The organism is Plebeiibacterium marinum (assembly GCF_026013615.1).
Taxonomy (GTDB): Bacteria; Bacteroidota; Bacteroidia; order Bacteroidales; family Marinilabiliaceae; genus Saccharicrinis; species Saccharicrinis marinus_A.
In genome coordinates this window covers 81,923-107,598 of sequence record NZ_JAPDPI010000010.1, presented here as the reverse complement: position 1 = coordinate 107,598, position 25,676 = coordinate 81,923, and the positions used below count along the sequence as shown (strand labels likewise).

General features: G+C 35.0%; 15 protein-coding genes. 14 read left to right on the top strand and 1 reads right to left on the bottom strand.

What is annotated here, in order from left to right:
• Positions 1 to 147: 147 nt before the first annotated feature.
• The 8 genes from OM074_RS07000 to OM074_RS06965 all read left to right on the top strand — a co-directional run bounded on the left by OM074_RS07000 (position 148) and on the right by OM074_RS06965 (position 13,976).
• Entirely contained in the window at positions 148 to 2,088 is a 1,941-nt protein-coding gene (locus OM074_RS07000) for a glycosyl hydrolase (protein WP_301198740.1), read from the top strand.
• Between the two features lie 26 nt (positions 2,089 to 2,114).
• Positions 2,115 to 3,221, top strand: coding sequence for a glycoside hydrolase family 26 protein (locus OM074_RS06995; RefSeq protein ID WP_301198739.1), 1,107 nt, complete (start codon positions 2,115 to 2,117; stop codon positions 3,219 to 3,221).
• A gap of 36 nt (positions 3,222 to 3,257) precedes the next feature.
• Complete coding sequence (locus tag OM074_RS06990) at positions 3,258 to 4,460, top strand: glycoside hydrolase family 130 protein (RefSeq protein WP_301198738.1); 1,203 nt, start codon at positions 3,258 to 3,260, stop codon at positions 4,458 to 4,460.
• 97 nt (positions 4,461 to 4,557) lie between these two features.
• The gene (locus OM074_RS06985; protein WP_301198737.1) at positions 4,558 to 5,790 is read left to right on the top strand and encodes an AGE family epimerase/isomerase; all 1,233 of its coding nucleotides are present in this window, start codon (positions 4,558 to 4,560) and stop codon (positions 5,788 to 5,790) included.
• Positions 5,791 to 5,815: 25 nt separating this feature from the next.
• The gene (locus OM074_RS06980) at positions 5,816 to 7,192 is read left to right on the top strand and encodes an MFS transporter (protein ID WP_301198736.1); all 1,377 of its coding nucleotides are present in this window, start codon (positions 5,816 to 5,818) and stop codon (positions 7,190 to 7,192) included.
• A gap of 137 nt (positions 7,193 to 7,329) precedes the next feature.
• Positions 7,330 to 8,550 (top strand): glycoside hydrolase family 27 protein, encoded by a 1,221-nt coding sequence (locus OM074_RS06975; protein ID WP_301198735.1) that lies wholly within the window; start codon positions 7,330 to 7,332, stop codon positions 8,548 to 8,550.
• Positions 8,551 to 9,348: 798 nt separating this feature from the next.
• Positions 9,349 to 9,513, top strand: a complete 165-nt coding sequence (locus OM074_RS06970; RefSeq protein WP_301198734.1) for a two-component regulator propeller domain-containing protein — start codon at positions 9,349 to 9,351, stop codon at positions 9,511 to 9,513.
• A gap of 422 nt (positions 9,514 to 9,935) precedes the next feature.
• On the top strand, positions 9,936 to 13,976 hold the full coding sequence (locus OM074_RS06965) for a hybrid sensor histidine kinase/response regulator transcription factor (RefSeq protein WP_301198733.1): 4,041 nt from the start codon (positions 9,936 to 9,938) through the stop codon (positions 13,974 to 13,976).
• 18 nt (positions 13,977 to 13,994) lie between these two features.
• Here OM074_RS06965 and OM074_RS06960 read toward each other — a convergent pair whose 3' ends face one another.
• A complete protein-coding gene (locus OM074_RS06960) occupies positions 13,995 to 14,507 on the bottom strand; it encodes a GNAT family N-acetyltransferase (RefSeq protein WP_301198732.1) in 513 nt (170 codons plus the stop codon).
• A 298-nt stretch (positions 14,508 to 14,805) separates the two neighbouring features.
• Here OM074_RS06960 and OM074_RS06955 point away from each other — a divergent pair, with 298 nt between their 5' ends.
• From OM074_RS06955 to OM074_RS06930, 6 genes are all read left to right on the top strand, one after another.
• Positions 14,806 to 15,774 carry a T9SS type A sorting domain-containing protein gene (locus OM074_RS06955; protein ID WP_301198731.1) on the top strand — a complete coding sequence of 323 codons (969 nt, stop codon included), beginning with the start codon at positions 14,806 to 14,808 and terminating at the stop codon, positions 15,772 to 15,774.
• A 34-nt stretch (positions 15,775 to 15,808) separates the two neighbouring features.
• Positions 15,809 to 19,018, top strand: coding sequence for a SusC/RagA family TonB-linked outer membrane protein (locus tag OM074_RS06950; RefSeq protein WP_301198730.1), 3,210 nt, complete (start codon positions 15,809 to 15,811; stop codon positions 19,016 to 19,018).
• Between the two features lie 12 nt (positions 19,019 to 19,030).
• Entirely contained in the window at positions 19,031 to 20,731 is a 1,701-nt protein-coding gene (locus OM074_RS06945) for a RagB/SusD family nutrient uptake outer membrane protein (protein ID WP_301198729.1), read from the top strand.
• A gap of 20 nt (positions 20,732 to 20,751) precedes the next feature.
• A complete protein-coding gene (locus tag OM074_RS06940; RefSeq protein WP_301198728.1) occupies positions 20,752 to 21,993 on the top strand; it encodes a glycan-binding surface protein in 1,242 nt (413 codons plus the stop codon).
• A 21-nt stretch (positions 21,994 to 22,014) separates the two neighbouring features.
• Positions 22,015 to 24,114: a glycan-binding surface protein gene (locus OM074_RS06935; protein WP_301198727.1), complete on the top strand. Its 2,100-nt coding sequence runs from the start codon at positions 22,015 to 22,017 to the stop codon at positions 24,112 to 24,114.
• A gap of 136 nt (positions 24,115 to 24,250) precedes the next feature.
• Positions 24,251 to 25,621: a glycosyl hydrolase gene (locus OM074_RS06930; RefSeq protein ID WP_301198726.1), complete on the top strand. Its 1,371-nt coding sequence runs from the start codon at positions 24,251 to 24,253 to the stop codon at positions 25,619 to 25,621.
• Positions 25,622 to 25,676: the final 55 nt, after the last annotated feature.

Sequence of the window (25,676 nt, the reverse complement as noted above, 5' to 3'; positions counted from 1 at the left end):
CCTGTTAGGTTTTAGAAAGTTTAATCATATTCTGGCAAGAAACAGATAACTGATATTATAATAGGAGTTGACTCACAATTGGGTGCATCTATCTTGTTATTTCCTTTCTGTTCGATAAATGAACATATAATCAAAAAAAATAATTGTATGAGATATTTTGGGTGTGTAATGGTTATCGTTCTGTTGTTTTTTTCTTTTTCATGCAAAAAAGAAGAAGCAAAAAGTAGCCTGGCCATTATAGAGGAGTTTGCTATAGAGGAACTACCTGATATTGAATTTGCAATAACTGCCGAAAATAAGATAGAAGCAACAGTGCTGGATGGTACAAGTCTGAGTAGTTTAACGGCTGTTTTTACTATATCACAGGGGGCTAAAGCATATGTAGGCATGCAAGTACAAGGTTCGGGTTATACAAAAAAGGATTTCTCGGATGAAGTAGTGTATCGTATAGTAGCGGAAGATGGAACTACAAATGAATATACAGTAATCATTTACACAGATATAGTTATTAAAAGCTACAGTATTGTTGAATTACCCAATACTATTTTTTCTATTGACGAAAACAATATTACGGCAACGGTTTTATATGGTAGTGATTTATCTGTATTAACTGCAAAGTTTACGGTATCTGAAGAATCAGAACTGTTTATAGGTGATGTTAAGCAGGTGTCGGAAGAAACAACCAATGATTTTACAAATCCATTATCATATAAATTACAATCGGCCAACAAAGAAAAAAGCTACACGGTTACTATAACAGAAGCAGATAACGTATTGCCGGTAGCCGATGCAGGGGAAGATAAAACGTATTATATCCCCCAGGGAAGTTCAAGTGCTTTGGTAAGCTTAGATGCTACCGGGTCTTCGGATGTGGAAGGAGAAATAGCTGCTTACGAGTGGAATAATGGAAGCGAAACACTAGCAACAATAAAAACAGCAGAGGTTGCTTTGTCTGAAGGTGAATATACAATTACCCTTACGGTAACAGATGCAGCAGGAGCAACGGCCAGTGACGAGGTTGTAATAAATGTGCTTATGTCGGGCAGTTATGTGCCCATTGATGAAAATGCAACTCAGGAAACTAAAAATTTGCTAAGCAACCTGGGGAATATTGCCAATAGTGACCAATTTATCTTCGGTCAGGAATTTCCCCTGTCGTTTAAATTAAACGCACTCAGTTACGATTTAACTACTTCTGATTGTAAGGATGTCACCGGTGATCATCCAGGAGTTTATGGTATCGATCCTCATTATATGCTCTACAAGTCTGACACGGAAAAGCAATTACATATTGATGAAGCGAAGGAGGCTTATCAAAATGGGGCAGTGGTGACTTTTGATTTTCATCAGCAAAGCCGTACCGATAATAAGATATATATGAGCGAAATTACATGGGAAACAGATAAAACTTTGCTGTACGATATCGTAAACAACAATAACGGGGCACGTATCTGGTTTTATGAAGAGTTGGATGCCATTATTGATATCATAAATAATGATCTTGGGTTTCCTGTTGTTTGGCGACTTTACCATGAAATGGGTGGAGGCTGGTTTTGGTGGGGAAGTGAAGCCACCTACCATAGCAGTGATTTATACATAAATTTTTATCAGTTGGCTGTTGATTACATCAAAGAAAAATCTGATTTGGTGTTGTTTGCATGGTCGCCCAATTATCCTTTAGATGAAAGTTACTATCCGGGTGATGCTTATGTAGATATAGTGGGAGTTGATATTTATGAACCCACAAAAGCTACATTGAAAAGTTCACTTGTAGATCTTTCTTCATTTGCTTTAGAGCATAACAAAATAGCTGTTCTGGCCGAAACCGGATATCGTAATGATTACATCAATACCAAGCCGGAGTTTTGGAACGATAATGTTTTAGATGCCATAAAAGAAGGTTCTGACGACATCCGAATTGCATGGGTTTTGGCATGGTTTAATGCCCCATGGACAAGCTCACAAAGCGATCTGTATATACCTAATAGCGATAGTCCTCAAAATGCAAAAGATGAATTCATTTTATTTAAGAATGATCAGCTAACCCTGTTTCAGGAAGATGTTAAGGAACTGAATATCTATGATTAAAACAACAGTAATTTAAAATATTGAAAATGAAATTTAAAAATATAACCTACGGTTTGCTGGTATCAACAATGTCATTTTTCTCTTGCCAGACTACTGTAAAGAAAGGTGTTGTAAGTAAAGAAAACCCAATTATTGAAACACTAAAATCAATAAAGGGAGAAGGTATTCTTTTTGGTCATCAGGATGATTTGGCCTATGGTATGCAATGGAGTTATATCGATGGTGAATCAGATGTGAATAGGGTTACCGGTGATTACCCCGCCTTATTTGGTTGGGAACTTGGAGGTATTGAATTTAATCATACCCATAATTTAGATAGCGTGCCTTTTTCTGCAATCAAGAGGTTGGCCATCTGGGGACATGATAAAGGAGGTGTGAATACTTTTAGCTGGCATCCTTATTCCGTGATTGACACCGTGAGTGCATGGAATGGTGATTCTGTAGTAGTAAAACACATTTTACCGGGAGGTGCATATCATGAAGCTTTTAAAAAGCAGCTGGATATAGTAGCAAACTTCTTTACTTCTTTAAAAGATGAAAAAGGAAATGCGATTCCGTTTATTTTTCGCCCCTGGCACGAGATGGATGGCGATTGGTTCTGGTGGGGAAGCAAAGCTTGTTCTTCAGATGAGTTTAAGAAATTATTCCGTTTTACTATTGAATATTTAAGGGATATAAAAGGATTGTCGAACATGGCAGTTGCCTACTCTCCCGATAGAAATTTTAGCGGTGAGGATGAATACCTTACCTGGTATCCGGGTGATGATGTTGTTGATATTCTTGGTTTGGACAACTATCATGATTTTAAAATGGAGAATGGAGAAACAGTGGTAATCGATAAGTTACATACCATTATTCATTTAGCAAATGTAAAGAATAAACTGGCAGCATTAACCGAAACCGGTCTTGACAATGTTACCGATTCGGTATGGTTTACACAAAAGCTGGGCAAAGTATTAAACGATTCAATCATCAGCAGGGAGCTTAGTTATGCCATGGTTTGGCGCAACGATCCTAAAGTACATTTCTTTTTTCCTTATCCCGGCCATCCTGCAGAGGAGGATGCCAAAGCATTTTGTGCAGGGAAAAATATTTTGTTGCTGAAAGATTATAAAGGGTTAGGTGAAAAGTAGATTTTTAAGGGTGTTATTTATAAAAAGATAATAAAAATGCAATTGTTTGAAGATAGGTTGAAAAGAATTAAGGCAGAGCATAAAACCTTAATTGAGAAGAAGAATGAAGAGGAATTTAGTGTGAACGGGGTTTATGCGCGCTTTAAAAATCCGATTATAACAAGGGACCATATTCCCTTGCATTGGCGGTATGATTTAAACAAAGAAACCAATCCTTTTTTAATGGAGCGCATAGGTTTTAATGCAACTTTGAATTCCGGAGCTATTAAAATAAATGGTAAATACCTGTTGGTTGTTCGTGTAGAGGGGAACGACCGTAAATCATTTTTTGCTGTAGCAGAAAGTCCTAACGGAATCGATAACTTTAAATTCTGGGATCGCCCGATCACCTTGCCCCAAACCGAAAACCCGGATATCAATGTGTACGATATGCGTTTAACGCAGCATGATGATGGTTATATCTATGGCGTATTTTGTACTGAGCGCAAAGATCCTAATGCTCCGGAAGGCGATACTTCCAGCGCAGTTGCTGCAGCAGGAATTGCCAGGACAAAAGATTTGGTGGAGTGGGAAAGACTTCCTGACTTAATTTCTACCAGCGGGCAGCAGCGTAACGTAGTATTGTTTCCCCATTTGATTGAAGGTAAATATGCTTTCTATACCCGTCCTCAAGATGGATTTATTGATACAGGTAAAGGAGGGGGTGTTGGTTTTGGATTATCTGAAACTATTGAAAACCCGGAAGTAAAAGAGGAGGTAATTGTTGATGCAAAGACTTATCACACTATTTATGAAGTAAAAAATGGTTTAGGGCCTGCTCCCATTAAAACGGAACATGGATGGTTGCAACTGGCTCATGGGGTGCGTAATACAGCAGCAGGTTTAAGATATACTCTGTACCTGTTTATGACAGATTTAGAAAAACCGTGGATTGTAACGCATAAACCACATGGGCATTTTATAGCTCCTTTAAAAGAGGAAAGAGTGGGTGATGTATCCAATGTTGTATTTGCCAATGGCTGGATAACAGATGATGATGCCTGTCTGCCTGATGGGCAGAGGAAAGTGTATATCTATTATGCATCTTCTGATACAAGAATGCATGTAGCTACATCAACAGTAGAACAATTGGTTGATTACTGTATCAATTCTCCTCAGGATAAATTGCATTCGCACCTTTCTGTGGAAACCATTAATGAACTAATTGATAAGAATAACGAATTCATAAAAATGATTTAGAGTTCTTTATTATAGGGCAGGCACCGGGTATGCTTTTTTCTGGGATTATGATGTGTACCTGGTGCTATTGCAAATTTAAAGTAATAAGTAGGATGGCATGAGCAAAATAATAGAATTAAAAGACGAAATAATCAAGTCGGATATGTTGGCCTTGAGCGAGGAAATGAAGGCTGAACTAACGCGACTTTTGAATTATTGGAGTAGTGTTGCGATAGATCATGTTCATGGAGGGTTTATTGGTAGAATTGATCATTTTGGAAATAAATATCCCAAGGCAATAAAAGGTGTTGTGTTGAATGCACGTATTTTGTGGACTTTTGCGGCTGCTTATCGAATAACCAAACAAGAAAATTATAAGGATATAGCCGATTTGGCTTTTCATTATCTGATAAATCAGTTTTGGGACAAGAAAGATGGAGGTTTTGTATGGGCTTTAGATTATAAGGGAAATGTAGCGAGTGACAGGAAACAGACTTATGCACAGGGATTTGGGATATATGCCCTGGCCGAATACAACAGGGCAACAGGTAATGCCCAGGCATTGGAATATGCCCGGCAGTTATATTATATTATCGAGAATAAATATTGGGACAAGGAACATGGTGGTTATATCGAAGCCTTAAAAAGGGACTGGTCAAAACTTGAAGATATGCGACTTAGCGATAAAGATGCCAACTTGCCCAAATCGATGAACACCCATTTACATATTCTTGAGCCCTATGCAAATTTGTACCGTATTTGGCCAGATCTGCAGTTAAAGCAAAGTATCATATCACTTATTAAGATATTTCAGGATAAAATTATTGATAAAAAGACCGGCCATTTTAATTTGTTTTTTGATATGGACTGGTCTCAAAAGTCTAAAGCTATTTCATTTGGACATGATATTGAAGGTGCCTGGCTGATGCATGAGGCAGCAGAAGTAACAGGCGATGAAAAAATAATAAGAAGTGTACAGCAAACAGCATTAAACCTTGTCTATATTACTTTGGAAGAAGGGGTAGATAAAGATGGTTCTTTATTTAATGAAAAGGATGGTGATCATTTAGATACAGATAAGCATTGGTGGCCACAGGCAGAAGCCATGGTAGGTCTGTTTGATGCCTGGGAAATTTCAGGAAATAAAGATTATTTGTTTGCGATTGAAAAGCTATGGAAATTTATTAAAAATAAGCTGGTTGATAAAGTGAACGGGGAATGGTACTGGAGTGTAAACGAAAAAGGGGTTCCGCATATTGAAGAAGATAAAGTAGGCTTTTGGAAATGTCCTTATCACAATTGCAGGGCTTTGATGGAATTTATTGTGCGCATAGGGAAATTAAATAATTGAATAGTGTCTTTATAAATCAAATACTATGTCAGGAAAACTACATATTAAAGAAAAAATAGGTTACGGGTTTGGTGACTTTGCATCTTCCATGTTCTGGAAGATATTTGCCATGTACCTGACGTTCTTCTATACAGATATAGTTGAGCTGTCGCCGGAATCGGTAGCATTTATGTTTATCATGGTAAGGTTATGGGACGGATTAAACGATCCGTTGATGGGTATTATTTCCGACAGGACTAACACCTCAAAAGGAAAGTTTCGTCCTTACCTTTTATGGATAGCCATACCTTTTGGAATAATCGGAGTACTCACATTTTCCGTTCCGGAGTTTGGGCCATCGGGCAAATTGATATATGCTTACATTACATATACCTTAATGATGATGGTGTATACGGCAATCAATGTTCCCTATGGTTCCTTAATGGCAGTTATGACGGACAACCCAAAAGAACGTACCAGTTTAGCTTCCTTCAGGTTTATAGGTGCCTATTCCGGGGGTATTGCCATGACGGCTTCAGCACCTTTTATTCTGGAATTCTTTAAAAATGCAGGGGCGAGTGATGCAAAAAGCTACCAATATATGGTTACAATCTATGCTGTTGTTGCGGCTTTCTTTTTTGTGATGACTTATCTATGGACAAAGGAGCATGTAAAAGCCATTAAAGAAAACAACTCTGTGTGGAGTGATTTAAAAGACCTGGCTAAAAACGCACAATGGTTTATCATGCTTGGAGCCGGGGTTTTAATGCTTGTGTTTTTAACCTTCAGGGAGTCCAGTATAATGTATTACTTTAAGTATTTTGTGCAAGATCAAACGTTGCCTGTTTTGGGTGATGTGAGCTGGGGAAAGCTGTCGGGTATGTACATGACGATATGGTTGGTGGCCAATATGTTGGGTGTTTTGCTGGCGATCCCGGTGTCAAACCGGATTGGAAAGAAAAATACCTTTATTATAGCCATGTTTTTATCTGCCATACTTAGTGTTTTATTGTATTGGTTGAATCCGCAACAGGTGTTCTTGATTTTTGTCTTGAATCTTATAAACGGAATTAGTGCCGGAATTGTGTTGCCTCTTGTTTGGTCGATGTATGCCGATATTGCCGATTATTCAGAATGGAAAACCGGACGCAGGGCAACAGGTCTGCTGTTCTCGTCTTCATCCATGTCGCAGAAATTAGGTCTGATGGCAGGGGGAGTCCTTCCTTTATATATTCTGGGAACATATGGTTTTGAAGCAAATGCTGAACAAACAGCCAGATCCTTAGAGGGTATTCGCTTGATGATAAGTGTTTTTCCGGGAATTACCGCCGGATTGTCAGGTGCCTTGCTGTTATTATATAAACTTACCGATAATTATATGCTCGGAATTACCAACGAGCTGTCTCTAAGAAGGAAGAAATAAAATTTTTATGCGAATCCAGGTTTCAAAAAAACGTTCGACTCCTCTGCTTGTCTGTTGCCGGACAGGCAGCGGAGTCGTACAATCAAACCTTGATTGGCATTATTTACAAATAAAGTATAAATCTATAAAATACATAAATGATGAAAAAATACATGGTAATCGCATTTCTTGTTGCGATTTGTTTAAACGGCTTTAGTCAAAAGTATGAAGGATTGGCAATGACCCCTCCAATGGGGTGGAACAGCTGGAATACATTTGGTTGTGATATAAATGAGGATATGATTAAAGATATCGCTGATGCCATGGTTGAATTGGGATTGAGAGATGCCGGGTATATCTATTTAAATCTTGATGATGGGTGGATGGCCAAAGAAAGAAATGAGGAAGGAAAGCTTTATGGCGATCCCAAACGTTTCCCAAGTGGGATGAAAGCATTGGGCGATTATATTCATTCAAAAGGATTAAAGTTTGGTATTTACAATTGTGCCGGAAGTAAAACCTGTGGTGGATACCCCGGAAGCAGAGGATATGAGTATATTGATGCGCAGTGTTATGCCGATTGGGGAGTGGATTATCTGAAATACGACTGGTGCAATACTGAAAATTTAAATGCCAAAGGGGCGTATCATACCATGAGAGATGCGCTTTATAAAACAGGACGTCCAATTGTATTTAGTATTTGCGAATGGGGCGATAATAAACCATGGAAATGGGGAAAAGAGATGGGGCATCTTTGGAGAGTAACCGGGGATATCATCAATTGTTGGGACTGTGAAGTAGGACACGGTACCTGGTCTTCATGGGGGTTGTGGAAGATTATTGATATGCGCAAAGACATCCGTAAATATGCTGGTCCGGGACATTGGAATGATTTTGATATGATGGAAGTGGGCAATGAGTTTTCTGATGCAGAAAATCGTAGCCATTTTGCCATGTGGGCTATGTTGGCCACTCCATTAATCATGGGTAATGATATTCGAACAGCAAGTCAGGAAACCATTAAAACGCTCACAAATGAAGGCGTAATCGCTGTTAATCAGGATAGCTTGGGTATTCAGGGATTTAGATTTAGCAACGAATTTAATATTGAAACATGGATCAAGCCTTTAGCCGACGGCGATTGGGCTATTGCATTTGTGAATAAAAATGATGCGGATTTTAATTTGGAATTTAACTGGTTGAAACATGAAATGGGTGATGACCTGAATCAGCGATTTATCAATTTTAAACAAGATACGTACAAGATTAAAGACTTGTTTAATGATAAAAAACTGGGAGATACCTCAAAACCATTAAATGCTGTTATCGGTGTTCATGATGTTTTAATGGTTCATATCAGTAAAAGTAAGGTTGAATAAATCAATCACTATTGACTGAGAATAAATATAAGAGTATGCATTTTGTATATATTAATAAAGGTTATACGATAATGAGCGATATGTTAGGGTATCTAAACCGCCTTCATGTAAAAGCGTTAAAAAAATCAGTAAACGAAGCGTTAAGAAAGAAAAGCTGTTTGAACGCAATGAGTTCTTTTCTTTTAGCGGAGAGCAGTGATTTTTAGCTTTTTCATGTCAGCGGCGGCTTTCTTTGTTTACTTTCTTCAGCTGTAGGAAGAAAGTAAAAGCCCGTCGGCTTGAGACAAAGGTAATGTAAGTCTGAAGAATATATTTTAGTCACACGTTAGTGTAAGCATATATCTAAGAAGCCTGACCTGGGCTGGCTAATACTCTGTTTTGTTTTAGCTGGTTCAGGTTAAATTATGTATTGAGCAGGTTGCAATCAAATCAGAAACAGAAAAATTATTGAAATTATATGTTGAGTGTTAACAAAAAATACCATTTTAGCTTTATTGCCCGGCGAAACTAAGGAAATTGAGATTTCCGGAAAAGGAGTTTTTTAATGGATTGTTACATGTGATGTGTTTGAATGAGGTGTGTTAGTTGTGTAAAATAATCTTTTCAATAAGGTTATAATATCTTCAACAGGGTAATCTTTGTAAATTTTTCAAACAGATGTTTTATGTTAATTATAAGATGTAACTATTATCCTTATATTTATCCTGAAATAATTAGAGACACAAATGGTTAGTATAGTTTGGAACTGTATATTTTGATATTGGTTATATAGTTTAGAATTTATAAAAATTATTGATTTTGAAGATATATTTTGCTTTACTGGTTTTTTCAATTGTATTTAGTATTAGAGCATCTGCTCAATATTCAGTTTCCAGTCTTTCCACTTTAGAAGGACTTTCTCAAAATGAAGTAACTTCAATTATTCAGGATGAATATGGTTTTTTATGGTTTAAACAGGTATGATGGGAAAGTTGATAGCAACAATATAGGCCTGGGACACTTAAACCTTGTGTAAAAAGATGAACAGTCTGTAAACCATAGTGCCATTGTTTATTTCATATCTTTAAATCGTAGCACAAAGGTTGTGCATGTTCTTTATTTCAATGATAAGAGGAAGCCAATTTATAAAATTTTATTTCTCAACAGCTATTTGTATTGACAAGACTCCCCATTAGTTGAGTATGCCTGAAGAACATAGAAAATTATTTTCATTGCCATTGCCTAATATATTATTCAAATAAATACTCTAGTAGCTAAAAGGATTATGTAAAAAAATAGGTTAATAGATATCTTTCTCATAAATCAAATTCCTATTTTTTGCTATAAGTAATTTGTAATTATCTGTTAATAATAGCTAAATTTATATTTTAATCAGGGAGTCAGGCATGAGTAATTATTCTTTTAGAACTATGTTTTTAATAATATGGTTAAGTACAGTTTCCATTTTCTTATACGCTTCAGAAATTGATTATCATGCTAAAGAATTAACTATCGAAGATGGCTTATTAAGTAGTTTAGTCAATAAAATTTACCAAGACAAACATGGTTATATCTGGATTGGAACGGAAAATGGTTTGTCGAAGTACGATGGGATACATTTTAATAATTATCAGTACAGGCCTCATGATAATAACTGTTTGTCAAGTAGTATAATCTATGATATTATTCAGGATGCAGATTTGAATTTATATATAGGAACAGTCAATGGTTTGAATAAAATAGAGGCTGATGGTGGTAAGATTATTTTTATGCCTTTAATATATAACGGTCAGGAATTAGAGGTCGTTGTTAATAAATTGCTCATTGATGACTGGAATAATCTTTGGATTGGGACAAATAAAGGATTGTTTATTTATAATCTTAACAAAGGGTCTTTTGAAGACGATTTGTTTAATCGGGATATTAACTTTGAGGTAAAAGATCTGTGTATAGATAAGTACAAAAATATCTGGCTAACGGGTCGTGAAGGAGTCTATAAAATTGCGTTTGAAGACTCTATTACAACAGCTAATGTTCATAATTATTCCGAGATTAACCATTCGTCCTATATAAATTGTATTAAAGAAATAACTAGTGGGATTTGGGTAAGTAGTACTAATGCAAATTACTTTTTGCCATATCAGGATGATAAGGTTTATGAAGTTTCTATCGTTGAAAAACAATCAAAAGAAATGCTTAGTGATATTAAAACAGTTTTTGCTGATGATAAAAATTTATTATGGGTAGGTTCAGGTGCCGGATTATACTATTTTGATGATATAAATCAAATTTTAAGAGGGAATAAACAAGGGGAAATATTACTAGAAGTTGAGCGCTATAAAGATTATTGTTGCATTGATGATATTTTTGCTGATAGGAATAACAATATATGGGTCAGTTCAGGAAAAGTTGGTGTGAAATTATTATATCAATCAAGTATAAATTCATTTAAAATATACAATGATTTATTTGGAGATAGTTTAAGTAAATTTTATACATCAATTTCGGTAGGAAATCAAAAAGATTTGTATGCAGGTTCAGGTGGAGATGGATTATATTATTTTAATAATGAAATGCAAACTTATTCCAGACTAAACTTTGATATCCCTGCTTTTAAAGGGGTTGATATTGTTATAACATCAACATGTATGGATGCCTCGAATAATTTATGGTTTGGCACGTATAATAAGTCACTATTTTCATATGATCAGGAAAATGGGCTGGTTGATTATTCTGATATAATCAGTGTTGGAAATCAGAATAGTACCTTCCCGATTAGTGCAATTGTTGAATACGGAGATAAACTATTGGTTGGGTCAAATGGAAATGGACTTTATGTATATGATAAAATCAAAGGAAAAATTACGAACTTTAATATAGAAAACAGTAATCTTTCAAGTAACCATATAACTTGCTTATATATAGATAAAAACAATAGAATTTGGATTGGAACATACTGGGGATTAAATCTAATTGATATTAGAACGGAAAGATGCAGGAAGTTTTTGTATAGCGAACATAATAATGCCAGCATTAGTAATAATATAATAAACTCCATAAATGAAGATCAAAACGGTAATTTGTGGATTTGTACCAGATATGGATTAAATAAATTCAATGAGGATTTCACCTTTGAAACAATTGATAATAATTACGGATTGCCGAGTAATTATGTCTGTTCTATTGTTGAAGGTTATAATCAGGAAGTATGGATAGCTACTAAAAAAGGACTGTGCGCTATGAATCTGCATGATTATAGCATTAAAAGTTATAAGCAATATGATTCGAAAACGATAATTGAATTTGATGAGAATGTCTGGAATAAAGATGGAGAGGGAAATATTTATCTAGGAAGTAATATTGGAATTATTCAATTTGCTCCTTCAGCGATTAAGGACTTTGTTCAAAAATACGATATCGTCATGACTGATGTTAAGTTGTTGAATAAGTCAATATTCAATAGTAACTTAATAGAAAAGTCTCTAACAAAAGACAAGAATTCCTTAAAAATTAATCATGCTCAAAATGTCATTACATTTGAATACACAGCTTTAAATTTTATTGATCCTGAACATGATGAATTTCTTTACAAATTAGAGGGATTTGATAACGAGTGGCAAAAAGTTGGAAACAAACGAAGTGCAACTTATACAAATTTAGGGTCAGGCAATTATGAATTTAAAGTTAAACTGGCAAAACAGAGTGATAGTAAAGAAGTATCGATAGACGTAAAAATTTTGCCTCCTTTATGGCAAAAGTGGTATGCATATATGCTTTATACCCTGATATTATTTCTTTTGCTATGGATATTTAAAAGATACTCCATAATAAAAATAAAGCTTAAAAATGAACTTGTAACTAAGGAAATTAAGAGACAAAAGGATAAAGAAATTAATGAAATGAAATATCGTTTTTTCACAAATGTAAGCCACGAATTCCGTACGCCTCTTACTCTTATTATTGGTCCGTTAGAAAAACTGAAAACAGAAAATAAAAGCAATCCCTTATATGATATTATTTTAAAAAATGCCAATCGAATGCAGCGATTGGTAAATCAATTGCTTGAATTTAGGATGATAGAGTCAGAAGTATTAAAGCTTAATCTTAGAAATGGTGATATAATTAAGGCTATTCATGAAATCTATGATGTTTTCAGTTATTTGGCAGAGGAAAAAAACATTCAATTTAGCATAGAAAGTACTTCTGGTAGTTATATTATGGCTTTTGATTATGATAAAATTGAAAAAATATTATACAATTTGATATCAAATGCTTTTAAAAACACAGAGTCTGGTGGAAAGATAAATGTTTTGGTTAAACATAGTTCAAATAATATTCAGATTATTATTGAGGATTCAGGGGTAGGTATATCAAAAGAAGAACTACCTAATATTTTTGACCTCTTTTATAGTTCGGCTACGCATAAAATTTCTAAATCCAAAGGAGGGGGTGTCGGACTTTCTTTAACAAAGAAATTAGTTGACCTGCAAGGAGGAACAATAGAGGTTTCTAGTAAGCTTAATGAAGGAACTAAATTTGTGGTTACTTTGCCTCAAAGGGTTGTTTTAGAGCAGGATGAGAAAGATGAGTTAGAAGTGTCAGTGTCGAAAAGTATTGAAAATTATTTAAAAGAAGACTTTAATGATTTAGGTATTCAGGATACTATATCAGGCAAAGAATCCTTAAATGAATTTCACGGTACTGTATTGATTATTGAAGATAATGATGAAATTAGAATGTTTTTAAATAGTTTGTTGTCTTCAAAGTATCAAATAATTGAAGCATCTAACGGAAAAGAAGGATTGATTAGTGTTAAAAAGTACAAACCTAATCTTGTAATTGCAGATATAATGATGCCTTTAATGAATGGGATTGATTTTTGTAAACGTATAAAAAAGGATTCATCAATAGATTTTATTCCAGTGATAATAATCACAGCTTATGATGAGAAAAAATTTGTTATGGATGCCTTGAATAGCGGAGCTATTGATTTTATTGAAAAACCGTTTGATCCTCATATTCTACTGACCAAAGTAGAGAATATAATAAGTGGCCAGCAAAAACTAAATGAAAAATTCGAAAAAAGAAATCTAGTTCAACCTTCAATAGTTACAGCAAGTACAAAAGATGAGGATTTTTTGAAAAAAGCAATTCATTTTATTGAGGATAATTTAATAGACGATAAAATTTCAGTAGAACTTCTAGCTCAAAAAATAGGAGTTACTCAAATTAGCTTATATCGGAAGATAAAAAAATATGCAGGTATGACACCAATAGAATTTATCAAAGTGATAAAGGTAAAAAAGGCTGCAGAATTCCTTAAAAATGATCCTGGTTTAACGATTAATGAGGTGTCGTATATGGTGGGTTTTAATGATATACAATATTTTAGAAGGTGCTTCAAAAAAGAATTCGGAGTTAATCCTTCGGAATATAAAAGAAAATAGAGTATGAACCTAAAGCTTTTACACAGGATCTAATCTCATCATTATGTCAGTTTGTTCGTCTTCTCCAAGTCTAAATATGTGCTTGTCAAATGCGAAGAATCCATTTTTCTCATAAAATCTAATAGCTCTAGAGTTGTGCTCCCAAACACCTAACCAAACATAGTCCTTTTTAAGTTCTTTTGCTTTTTTAATAGCCATATCCAAAAGCTTTTGTCCTACACCTTTTCTGAGAAATTCTTTTAATACATAAATTCGTTCTATTTCAAGAGCATTTATATTTTTCATTTCTGATTGAGCTTCACCAAAATTAATTTTTAAGTATCCAATAACATTTTTATCTGATTCGGCAAAGTAGAATAATGAACTTTGATTACGGAGTTCACAACTGAGTTTCTCTGTTGAAAATTCCGTTTCCAGATAGTTAATCATGTTATTCTCACTATTTTCAGCAGAGAATGTTTCAAAAAAAGTTTGTTTGCCAATTTCTTGTAATTTCCTAATATCGTTTTCAGTTATCCTTCTAATCTCCATAATATTGAATTTATGGTCGAATATATATTAATTAATCAACTTTTGAACTGATAGTGTTTATAAAAAGCATTTACCAACGGTTAGAAGGAAACAAATAGGATGTTGAAATATTCTTTTAAGGTTATAGTTAGATCAAGTCTGGTTGCTAAGATTTCGGCATAAGAGTGATAAATCTTTCATATATGCATGACAAATATATCAGCTATTGACAGGTCAATGTTTATTGAATGATTGCAATACCTATGTGGAGCTGTAAGTAAGGTAGATTTGTTAAGAATTATTAACAAATCTATTTTTTATGAAAAAGACACACGTATTATGTATGCAATGGGTATTGGTTTTAAGTTTTTTACCATTACTATGTACAGCTCAAAATTTATGGACAGGATCTTTGGTTATTGGTAATTGGGATAATTACCAATCTATAGATGCAATAGAGTTCAATAATGCTCACGTTGGTGATATATTACAAATTACAGCTACTAATATAGATATGAGCTCTGCCCAATTATCATTGAATAATGGTAGTTGGGTTGATTTAGCAGGTTCTGGCATGGTAAATTTAAGAACTGAAAGTTACAACTTTGTTATTACCTCTGTGATGTTAGCTGAATTGCAATCTAATGGAGTTCTTGTACGAGGAAAAAATTACACACTTACATCAGTTGATATATTCCCGGGAGAAGGAAATTATGAAGTACAGAATGCAATTTGGTTAGGGGAAACAGTTATTGGTAATTGGGAGGGTTACCAAGCAATTAGTGCAGGTAGTTTTCTCAATTCTCAAGAAGGGAATTTGCTCAGAGTAAAAGTTAAAGATGTAGGAGAAAATGCTCAAGGACACTTGTCTAATAGCAGTTGGGGCGATTTAATAGATGCGGAAGCATATGTTGATCTATCCGGATTATCCTATTATGAGTTTACTATTACACCTCCCATGTTAGCAGAACTAAAAGCTAATGGAATTCTTGTTCGTGGTGCAAATTATACTGTTGAAGGAGTATATATTATTGATCCTTTAGCAACAAGGACTGATCTTAATAAAGAAGTATCAAGGGTAAGTATTTGTGTAAAAGATAAACAATTATTCCTGCGAAATCTACCAACAAAGGGGGTGGTGCATATATACAATTTGAATGGGGATAAAATATGGGAAAATGTAATATCTGACTCTTTTAGAAGTATCTCTCTTCAAAACAATGGAATCTATATAGTCGAGGTCAGAAGTGAAAACAATAGGTGTATAAATAAAATAGTAGTTGAATAAATAAATCTATGTATTTAATATTTAAAATTAATTTATGAATGTGAATTTACGTTTAATAGGTGTTATTGTCCTTTTGTGTACTCAATACATTGTATTTGGACAAGAAAGATCAGTAACGGGAGTTGTTACGGATGATTTAGGTCAGCCGTTACCAGGTGTTTCTATTGTAGTGGAAGGAACAGTAAAGGGAACTATAAGTGATGTAAATGGTAATTATTCAATTGAATTACCTGCTGAAAAATCTGTTCTAAAGTTTTCTTTTGTTGGTTTTATTAATCAAAAAATAGATGTAACTAACAAAAGGATTGTAAATGTAAAAATGGAATTGGAAACTGCAGGATTGGATGAGGTTGTAGTTGTTGGTTATGGTACAATGAAAAAGAGTGATTTGTCAGGGGCTTCAGTTTCGTTGAGCGCGGATAAATTGAAATCAGCAGGTATGGCCAACTTAGACCAGGCTTTGCAAGGGCGTGCTGCAGGGGTTAGTGCTGTATCTACATCTGGACAACCAGGTGGAGCTGTAAGTATTCGTGTACGAGGTCAAAGTACAATTAATGCAGGAGCTGAGCCCTTGTATGTAATTGACGGTGTACCCATGACTAATACTAGAACTAGTGGCAGTGAATTGGGACTCGGAGATGCGTTAGGGAATTCGCCAACAACTGGAATATCTCCTTTATCAAAGATTAATCCAAGTGATATTGTGTCGATGGAAATTCTAAAGGATGCTTCTGCTACAGCCATTTATGGATCGCAAGGTGCTAATGGAGTCATCATTATTACTACTAAAAGAGGTAAAAAAGGTGATGCAAAATTCGAATATGATGGTTCTTATGGTATTCAGAGGCAGGCTGTAAGCATTGATATAATGAATTTGAAGGAATTTGCAGAATATAGCAATGCTGTTGCTGCTGAAACAAATGGGCGTGATGAAAGGTTGGAGTATATGGATCCTACATTATTGGGCCATGGCACAGATTGGCAAGAAGCGATTTTCCAATTGGCACCGGTTCAGCAACATCAGGTAAATATTTCGGGTGGTGGAGAGATGTTAAGCTATTACGTATCAGGAGGATATTTGAATCAGGAGGGTACGATAATTGGTACCGAATTCGAACGCTTTTCTTTTAGAACAAATTTGGATACACAGCTTAAAGATTGGCTTAAAATGGGAGTCAATTTAAATTATACACAAACAGATGAACGATTGGGGTTGGCAGATTCTGAATCAGGTATTATTCGAATTGCACTTCAAACCACCCCGGATATGCCTATTTACAATTTGGATGGAAGTTATGCAAGTATTTTTAGAGAAGGCCAGATCTCACAGCCTAATGCAATTGGCAAGGCAATGGATGATGATAATTATTTGTATAGAAATTCATTAGGAGGAACAATTTTCTTTGATGCAAATATTATGAAAGATCTTGTGTTGCATTCAGAAGGTTCTATGAATTTAGATTATTCTAAAGCAGAGGTATTTCGACCAAGAATTGTATATGGCAATTGGGAACGTCCTATAAATTCAATGCGTTCGCAAGTTAATAAGAATGTGTTTTGGCAAATAAAGAACTACTTAACTTATACTAAGAAGTTAGGAAAGCATAATGCAACTTTAATGGTAGGTCAGGATATGTGGGAGAGTACCTATGAATATCAAAGGGTATATAATACAAACTTACCAAGTAATGATATTCAGAATCCACAACTTGGTGGAGGTACTCCACAAATTGGTTATGGATTTGGAAGTTCTGCCAATGCTTCATATTTCGGTCGCTTAACCTATAATTATGATGAACGTTATATGTTTACTTATACCTATCGTAGAGATGGCTCATCTAATTTTGGGCCTAAAAATCGATGGGCAGGTTTTAATTCCTTCGCCGGGTCATGGAGGCTCAGTAATGAAGCATTTATGGAATGGGCAGAACCGGTAATGACGAATGCCAAACTTCGTTTTGGTTGGGGACAAGTGGGAAATCAAAATATAGGAGGATATTTATGGGGTGCATCCATCTCAAAAATGGATACGGGATTAGGAGCTGGTTATCGTCAGTCAAATATTGCCAATCCATTTATCCAATGGGAGAAACAAGAACAAATTAATATTGGATTAGATTTATCACTATTTCATTTTATTGATATGGTATTCGAGGTATATGATAAAACCTCAAGTGATATGTTAATGGAATCCCAATTGCCTTCATACATGGGAACAAGAGGTAATGTATCCAGTGCAATGAAATCGCCTTGGGGTAACTTTGGTGAAATCAATAATAAAGGACTTGAAATATCAGTAACAACCCATAATTTCAAAGGTAGTTTTGTATGGGATACAGATTTTCAAATATCATTTAATCGTAATAAGTTAATTGCACTGGATGGTTCTCCATCTGCACATATTGAAGGATATGGTCAATGGAATGATGTAGTTTCCTTAACTGAGATTGGCGATCCGTTATTTAATTTCTACGGTTATGTAACTGACGGTATATATCAGGATTTGGAAGATCTTCAAAGTAGTCCACGACCAGAAGGATATCCAACAGATGGAGAATCCTTTATGTTTGGTAATACTACTTATGTTGGTGATATTAAATATAAAGATATCAGTGGGCCTGATGGAAAACCGGATGGAATTATTAATGCTTATGATCGCACGAGTATTGGATCTCCTATGCCTGATTTTACGTTTGGTTTCAATAATACATTCTCGTATAAAAACTTTGATTTGAGCGTTTTTATTAATGGAATGTACGGTAATGATGTAATGAACTATACATCCATTAATTTATCGAACATGAAGAGTATTTGGAATAACCAGTTAGGTGTAGTAAGAGATAGGGCAAGATTAGAGCCAATAGATGGTGTTTACGGTGAAAACTGGTGGGAAGATGTTAATAATGTAAGAGTTGCAAATTCTAATACGAATATGCCTAGAGCTGTAGTGACGGATCCTAATGATAATGATAGAATTTCAGATCGTTATGTTGAGGATGGTTCGTTCATCCGTATAAAAAATATCACACTTGGATATACTTTACCTAAAAGTCTTACAAAAAGGATTCATCTTGGTAATGTAAGGGCTTATACTAGTATAGAGAATCTTGCCACATTTACAAATTATAGTGGTTTCGATCCGGAAGTAGGAGCTAGTACACAAAGTGCTAATGTATTTGGGTTGGACAATGGCCGTTATCCCTCACCTCAGGTATTTACGTTCGGTTTAAATGTTTCATTTTAATTAATTACGGTAATGAAAATAGAAGGAATAAAAAATTTAGTAATGATTTTCCTCGTTGCGATCGGATTTGTTTCATGTGATGATTTTCTTGATCGTCCAACAGAGGATACATATACAATTGACAGTTTTTATCAGAATGATGAACAATTGTTTCAGTCAGTAAATCCAATCTATAATTCTCCATGGTATGATTTTCAACGAGGATTTATGAGAATTGGAGAAGTTATGGCCGGAAATCTGGTCTTTGATGGCGCAGATGGTTATACTAATTTTACTCTGAATAGTTCTGATGAACAAATTGCTAATGTTTCAGCATCGTTATGGGCAGTCAATGCTTACTGTAATGGAGTAATTCAAAATGTAGATCTGAAATCTGGAGCTTCTGTAACTCGTAAGGCAAAAAATACAGTCAAAGGAGAGGCAATGGTTTGGAAAGCAATGAGTTATTTTTTCTTAGTCCGCTGCTTTGGTGCCGTTCCCATTATTCATGATAATGCAACAACCATAGCTAACAATAATTCGGCAACAGTGAAACGCAATAATATTGAGGATGTTTATAAATATATAACTCTAATTCTTAAAGATGCAATTGAATTGTTGCCTGAAGACAATATGACAGGTCGAATTGATAAGTATTCTGCATATGGATTATTAGCTAAGGTATATCTAACAAAATCAGGGTATGGAATGAGCGGTACCCGTAATGAGAGTGACTTATCTGAGGCAGCTAAATATGCAAAAATAGTTATTGAAAAAAGTGGAAGGAATTTACATCCTGTTTATGAAGAGATATTCCAACTTAAAGGTAATTTTTTAGATGAGAGCTTGCTGGCATGGCATTGGACGGTAGGGGAACAATGGACTAGTCAGAATTCCCTTCAATCAGATTTATCCTTGTCAAACTTCTCAGATGCAGTGGGATCATGGGGAAACTACGTTTATCCAACAATTGATTTGCAAGCAGCTTTTGGTGAAAGTGCAGATAAACTATCTAGAAATTATTATGATGTACGCAGAAAGGCTACAATGATGATGGTTGGTGATACCTATGATTACTTCTGGACAGATAAAGGAGGTTTTATATATAATTGGGATAATTCATCTGATGGAATTTATGGTGGATCACTCAGTTTTGTCAGTGGTACAGGATCTAATTGTGCAAAACATATTGTAGGGCGTTTGGCAGACGCAAAGGCTCAAGGTTATGAAACATTGGATGGGATGCACACGCCATTAAGTACTCATTTGTTAAGATTGTCGGATGTATATTTAATCTATGCAGAAGCTGTCTTAGGGAATGGAACATCAACAAATGATGCCTCAGCTTTATCTGCATTTAACGCTGTACGCGCCCGAGCTCTTAAAGGAAACCATGAAGATGTATCAAGTATCACTTTTGAAGATATATATAAAGAAAGGCGTTTGGAATTTGCTTTTGAAGGAGACCGATGGTATGATTTGGTAAGATTACATTATTACAAACCAGAAGTTGCTAAAAGCATTATTGTAGCTCAGGAAAGAGGTACTTGGTTAGGGCTAGACAATTTTTATTTGCATAATGATAATTCGGGTCTTGAAATTCAAAGTCATAAGGTTACAGGTTTAACAGATGAAGATTTTAGCATTCCTTTCCCAGAAGTAGACTTATCATTAAACCCAGGTTTAATGGATGATCCTATAAGTTTTGACTTTGGTTCAATCGGTTATAATTAATTTTCTTAAAGAAGTTTAATATGATAGCATATAATAGAAATAGAAAACATGGTTTATTCCTTGTAATTATGGTTGTTTTAGTAGGATTACTTTTTAATGCCTGCGAGGAGTATCCACATGAGTATGAAATAACAGATGGGACTCCTGGTATTGATTATATACGAGTTGCAGATCCTGATAAATCAGATTCATTGATTGTAAGTGCATCATTAAATTCAACCATTGCCTTAATAGGTGAAAACTTGACAAGTATTAGTGAGGTATGGTTTAATGATAAACAGGCTTATTTAAATACAAGTTTTATTACATCAAACTCAATGTTTGTTACTATTCCTAATGAGATACCGGAAGAAGTGTCCAATAAAATATTTATGGTTGCAGGAACGGATACTATAAAATATGATTTCAATGTGGTAGTTCCTCCTCCAGCGCCTAAGTCAATGGTATGTGAATTTATTGCGGATGGAGAACAGGCTGTTATTAAAGGAAATTATTTTATTAATGATGAAAATGTTCCTCTTCGTGTATTTTTTCCGGGAAATCAGGAAGGAGAAGTCCTAAATGTAAGCGAAAACTATGATGAGATTACTGTAACTGTACCTTCTGGTGCTGGAGTTGGTCCTCTTACCGTTAAGACAATATATGGATCTGGTCTTTCGACTTTTTATTTTCGTGATGATCGCAATTATATCCTGGATTGGGATGAATTAGATGCTGCAGGAGGATGGCGTTCTGGAAATATTGCCAATACTGAACCGGAAGGTATAAATGGTAATTATATACGTTTTGAGGGAGATATGGCTGGTTCAATTGGGGGAACATGGAACGAGGACAATTTCAGTTTTAATTTATGGAACGCCTCCAATGGAAGATCTGAAGATCCTTTTTATGAAGGAGATCTAAATAACGCAGTATTAAAGTTTGAGTGCAATGTTTTAGAAGAATGGAAAGCTTCTGCACTTCAAATGATTTTTACACCTTACGAAGTTAGTGGAACAAATGCCTTTATTGCTGACAATGTTACGATGCGTGGATTATGGAATCCTTGGGTGTTGACAGGCAGTTACCAGACAGATGGTTGGGTAACCGTTTCAATTCCAATGTCAGAATTTCACTATTATCATGATGGTAAAGATGCTGGAGCTAATATAACAAACGATATGCTTGGCGGATTAACCTTTTTCGTATATCATGGTGGCGTTGAAGGAGAAGATTGTAGGGTGCATATATGTATTGATAACATTCGTATCGTACCAATGTAGTAATATTTAAAACAATTAGATATGCAATTAAAAGAATATATAAAAACAACATTACTATCATTTTTGTTTGCTGTTACAGCACTGTGTATGGTATTGTCGTCATGTGAAAAAGATGATAATAACGGTATTGATGAAGTAATTCTAAGCAGTTATGGGCCAATGCCTATAGCCAGGGGAGCCGAGTTGCGTTTTATTGGTGAAAATTTGGATCAGGTAGATGCTGTAATTATACCTGGAGATTTGGAAATTACAAGTTCTGAATTTGTATCACAATCAAAAAACGGAATTAAATTAATAGTGCCTCAAGATGCCGAGGAAGGATATGTACAATTGTTAGCAGGAGAGAACGTGATTACTACAAAAACACCGATTGGTTACTATGAACCAATCTCTATTGAATCATTTTCTCCAACTACTATAAAACCGGGCGCTGTGTTAACATTAAGCGGAGATTACCTTAACCTTGTTGGAGAGGTCATTTTTACAGATAGAGTAACCGTTGATAGTGCCATGTTTACCTCAAAGTCACGTAAGGAAATTACTCTTGTTGTTCCTAAGGAAGCCCAAACAGGAAAAATGGCAATTTCTAACGGGGCTGAAGATCCAATAATTATTTATGCAGAATCGGAATTAGAGGTAATTATTCCAACTTTTAGAGGTTTAACGCCCAATCCTGTTAAACCAGGTAATGAGTTGAACTTTACAGGGACAAATTTAGATTTGGTAACAAGCATTACTTTTGGGGGAGGTGTTCAGACACAGGAGTTTACTGAAGTAAATGGAACTTCTATAAAAGTAAGTGTTCCTATGGATGCTCAGGATGGCAAATTACTACTTGGACTTGCCTCTGGAGTTACAGTTACTTCGGAAGAGGTTCTTAATCTAGTTATGCCTACACTTAGTGTATCCCCATCTACGATAAAAAATGGAGAAATATTAACTGTTTCAGGGGAGGATTTGGACCTGATAAATACTGTTGTTTTTGCAGATGGTGTTGAAGGTAGTATAGGTGATGGCAGTTCATCTACGCAATTAACGGTTGTTGTACCTGATGCTGCTGTTTCTGGAGAAGTTGTATTTATTACAAATTCCTCAAAATTGGTTTCAGGTGGAAATATTACAATAGTATCTCCATCATTCACCGAGTTTGCTCCAATTTCAACAAAACCTAATACTAGTATTGTAATTACAGGAAATAACCTTGATGTAGTCGATAAAGTATTGTTTTCCGGTGACGTTGAAGGAGTAATAAATCAACAATTGCCAACAGAGTTGAATGTTACTATTCCTGTTGGAGCAGAGACTGGTGTTATAACTTTAGTAGCAATAAATGGGGTAGAAGTTATTTCAGGTACGGAAATTGAGATTCTTCAGAACCTACCGAATTTTGATTCCTATGGGGAAAATAAAGCTACTCCAGGAGAAATCCTTACTATTAGAGGTACTAATTTGGGGTTGATTAAAGAGCTGGTATTTCCAGAAGAGATTTCTGCAACTGAGTATGGCATTAAAACAGATTCTCAGATTGAAGTTTATGTGCCGGTTGATGTTACAACAGGATTTGGTCAGATAAAAATGATAACCTATGAAGGTGAAGAAGGCCTATTGCCTGAATTATTTATTGGGGGTACAGATCCAATAACTTCAGAAACAATTATGGTTATGGATTATGAGCCACATGGTGACCATAATGGTTATTGGGATAATTCATGGAGTGGTAATACTTCTATTGTTGAAGAAGGTGGGAATACTTATCTGCATGTTGATGCAACTATAGGTGATGGCTGGTTAATGAACTGTAATCATCAATCTAGTGGTGCTCCCGGGCCAATAATTAATAATGTTGAAAATTACATGATTAAATTAGATATAAGAATAGAGGAGGGAGTAACTGGTGCTGATAATGCAGCAATGCAATTTGTATTAGGAGATAGTTGGAATTGGTTCGGTTCTGGACTATTCCCTTCAACCACAAACGGAAATTGGATAACAGTTTCTGTTGATGCGGCTCAACTTAATTTATCAGGAACTCTTGATCTTTCAAGTGGAACGAACGGTATGTATGGAGGTCCAATCCCTGGAGGTATTAGTATCGATAATCTTCGTTTTGACCCTAAGTAATATTTAATAATTGAAATGAATCAACAGAGTTGTTTTGCAAACAACTCTGTTGAAAATACGCTCTAAGGATGCCTTATTTATATAGGCATATCCATTAATAAATCAGGTGAATAAGGGAAAGGATAAATGATTAGTTATGAGTAGAATGATATTTAGCTGCTTGCTATTAGTGTATCTAATGGCTTGCACAAAAAGTGAAGATGTTGAAAGGTTAGCTCCAAATTTTAAATCAAGTATTCCAGATAATAATGCTACAGATGTAGCTGTTACAACTTCTATAGAAATTGTTTTTGATGAGGTGATATCACTCATACCCAACCATGGAATAACCATAAATGATATTGATGTTGAAGTAGAAACTTCGTTTACAAAATTACTTTTTACAACAGAATTATCCGGGAGTACCACATATACTATAATAGTCCCTGCAGGATCTTTGGTAAACACCAATAATGTCCCGCTTGAAGAAGAATTGAAGATTGTGTTTACAACAAAGGATCTTATTGAAACTACAATTAATCCCAATTTAGTTGGAGAAAATTCATCAAAAGAGGCTGTTAATGTTTATAATTTTCTTATCGATAATTATGGTGTTAATTGTTTGTCTGCAACACAAGCATGTGGAGCATGGAATCTTAATGAAGCTGAATGGGTTAAATATCACACAGGTAAATATCCGGTGATAGCTAATTTTGATTATGGCCATTTACCATATTCACCTGCCAATTGGATTGATTATTCTAAAACTGATTTTGTTGAAGAGTGGTGGATTAATAATGGTTTGATAGGAGCTTCCTGGCATTGGGTTGTTCCAAAGTATGAAGGTTCAACAGAATATACATATAAACCCGATGAAACCACATTTAGAACTTCTAATGTTTTGATTGAAGGGACTTGGGAGAATCAAGTAGCAAAACAAGACCTCGAAAAACTAGCTAATTATTTGAAGTTACTTAAAAATAAAAATATTCCTGTGCTTTGGCGCCCCTTTCATGAAGCATCTGGAAATAAATATGAGTATAATGGTGGCTCTGCATGGTTTTGGTGGGGAGATGCAGGAGGAGATGTGTATAAGCTTTTATGGATTTATATGTTCGAATATTTTGAGTCGCAAGGATTAAATAACCTTATTTGGGTTTGGACTACACAAACTAAGGATGCAGATTACTACCCTGGTGATAAATATGTAGATATTATAGGTAGAGATATTTATGGGAATAATACAACAACCTATTTTGTAGAACAGTTTGAGATGATACAAGAAATTTATCCTAACAAGATGGTGACATTGAGTGAGATGGGGAATGTGTCAAGAATAACTAGCCAATGGTCAGATGGAGCTAAATGGTCTTATTTTATGCCATGGTACGATTATAACAGAACCAACGATGTTCATTCTAATACATTTACATCTCCTGATCATGAGCATGCAAATTCTGATTGGTGGGCTGATGCTATAAATTCCGATTTTGTTATTACACGTGATGAGATGCCTGATTTGAAGTAAAAATCGAGTTTTTTATAATAAAACAATAACTGTGTCAGGTTATCTACAAATGGTC

What these genes read in the sequence shown, in the direction of transcription:
- OM074_RS06930 (WP_301198726.1), top strand. Translation starts at nt 24,251, where the DNA reads ATGAGTAGAATGATATTTAGCTGCTTGCTATTAGTGTATCTAATGGCT.
- OM074_RS06965 (WP_301198733.1), top strand. Translation starts at nt 9,936, where the DNA reads ATGAGTAATTATTCTTTTAGAACTATGTTTTTAATAATATGGTTAAGT.
- OM074_RS06935 (WP_301198727.1), top strand. Translation starts at nt 22,015, where the DNA reads ATGCAATTAAAAGAATATATAAAAACAACATTACTATCATTTTTGTTT.
- OM074_RS06985 (WP_301198737.1), top strand. Translation starts at nt 4,558, where the DNA reads ATGAGCAAAATAATAGAATTAAAAGACGAAATAATCAAGTCGGATATG.
- OM074_RS06975 (WP_301198735.1), top strand. Translation starts at nt 7,330, where the DNA reads ATGATGAAAAAATACATGGTAATCGCATTTCTTGTTGCGATTTGTTTA.
- OM074_RS06955 (WP_301198731.1), top strand. Translation starts at nt 14,806, where the DNA reads ATGAAAAAGACACACGTATTATGTATGCAATGGGTATTGGTTTTAAGT.
- OM074_RS06940 (WP_301198728.1), top strand. Translation starts at nt 20,752, where the DNA reads ATGATAGCATATAATAGAAATAGAAAACATGGTTTATTCCTTGTAATT.
- OM074_RS06995 (WP_301198739.1), top strand. Translation starts at nt 2,115, where the DNA reads ATGAAATTTAAAAATATAACCTACGGTTTGCTGGTATCAACAATGTCA.
- OM074_RS06960 (WP_301198732.1), bottom strand. Translation starts at nt 14,507, where the DNA reads ATGGAGATTAGAAGGATAACTGAAAACGATATTAGGAAATTACAAGAA.
- OM074_RS06950 (WP_301198730.1), top strand. Translation starts at nt 15,809, where the DNA reads ATGAATGTGAATTTACGTTTAATAGGTGTTATTGTCCTTTTGTGTACT.
- OM074_RS06945 (WP_301198729.1), top strand. Translation starts at nt 19,031, where the DNA reads ATGAAAATAGAAGGAATAAAAAATTTAGTAATGATTTTCCTCGTTGCG.
- OM074_RS06990 (WP_301198738.1), top strand. Translation starts at nt 3,258, where the DNA reads ATGCAATTGTTTGAAGATAGGTTGAAAAGAATTAAGGCAGAGCATAAA.
- OM074_RS07000 (WP_301198740.1), top strand. Translation starts at nt 148, where the DNA reads ATGAGATATTTTGGGTGTGTAATGGTTATCGTTCTGTTGTTTTTTTCT.
- OM074_RS06980 (WP_301198736.1), top strand. Translation starts at nt 5,816, where the DNA reads ATGTCAGGAAAACTACATATTAAAGAAAAAATAGGTTACGGGTTTGGT.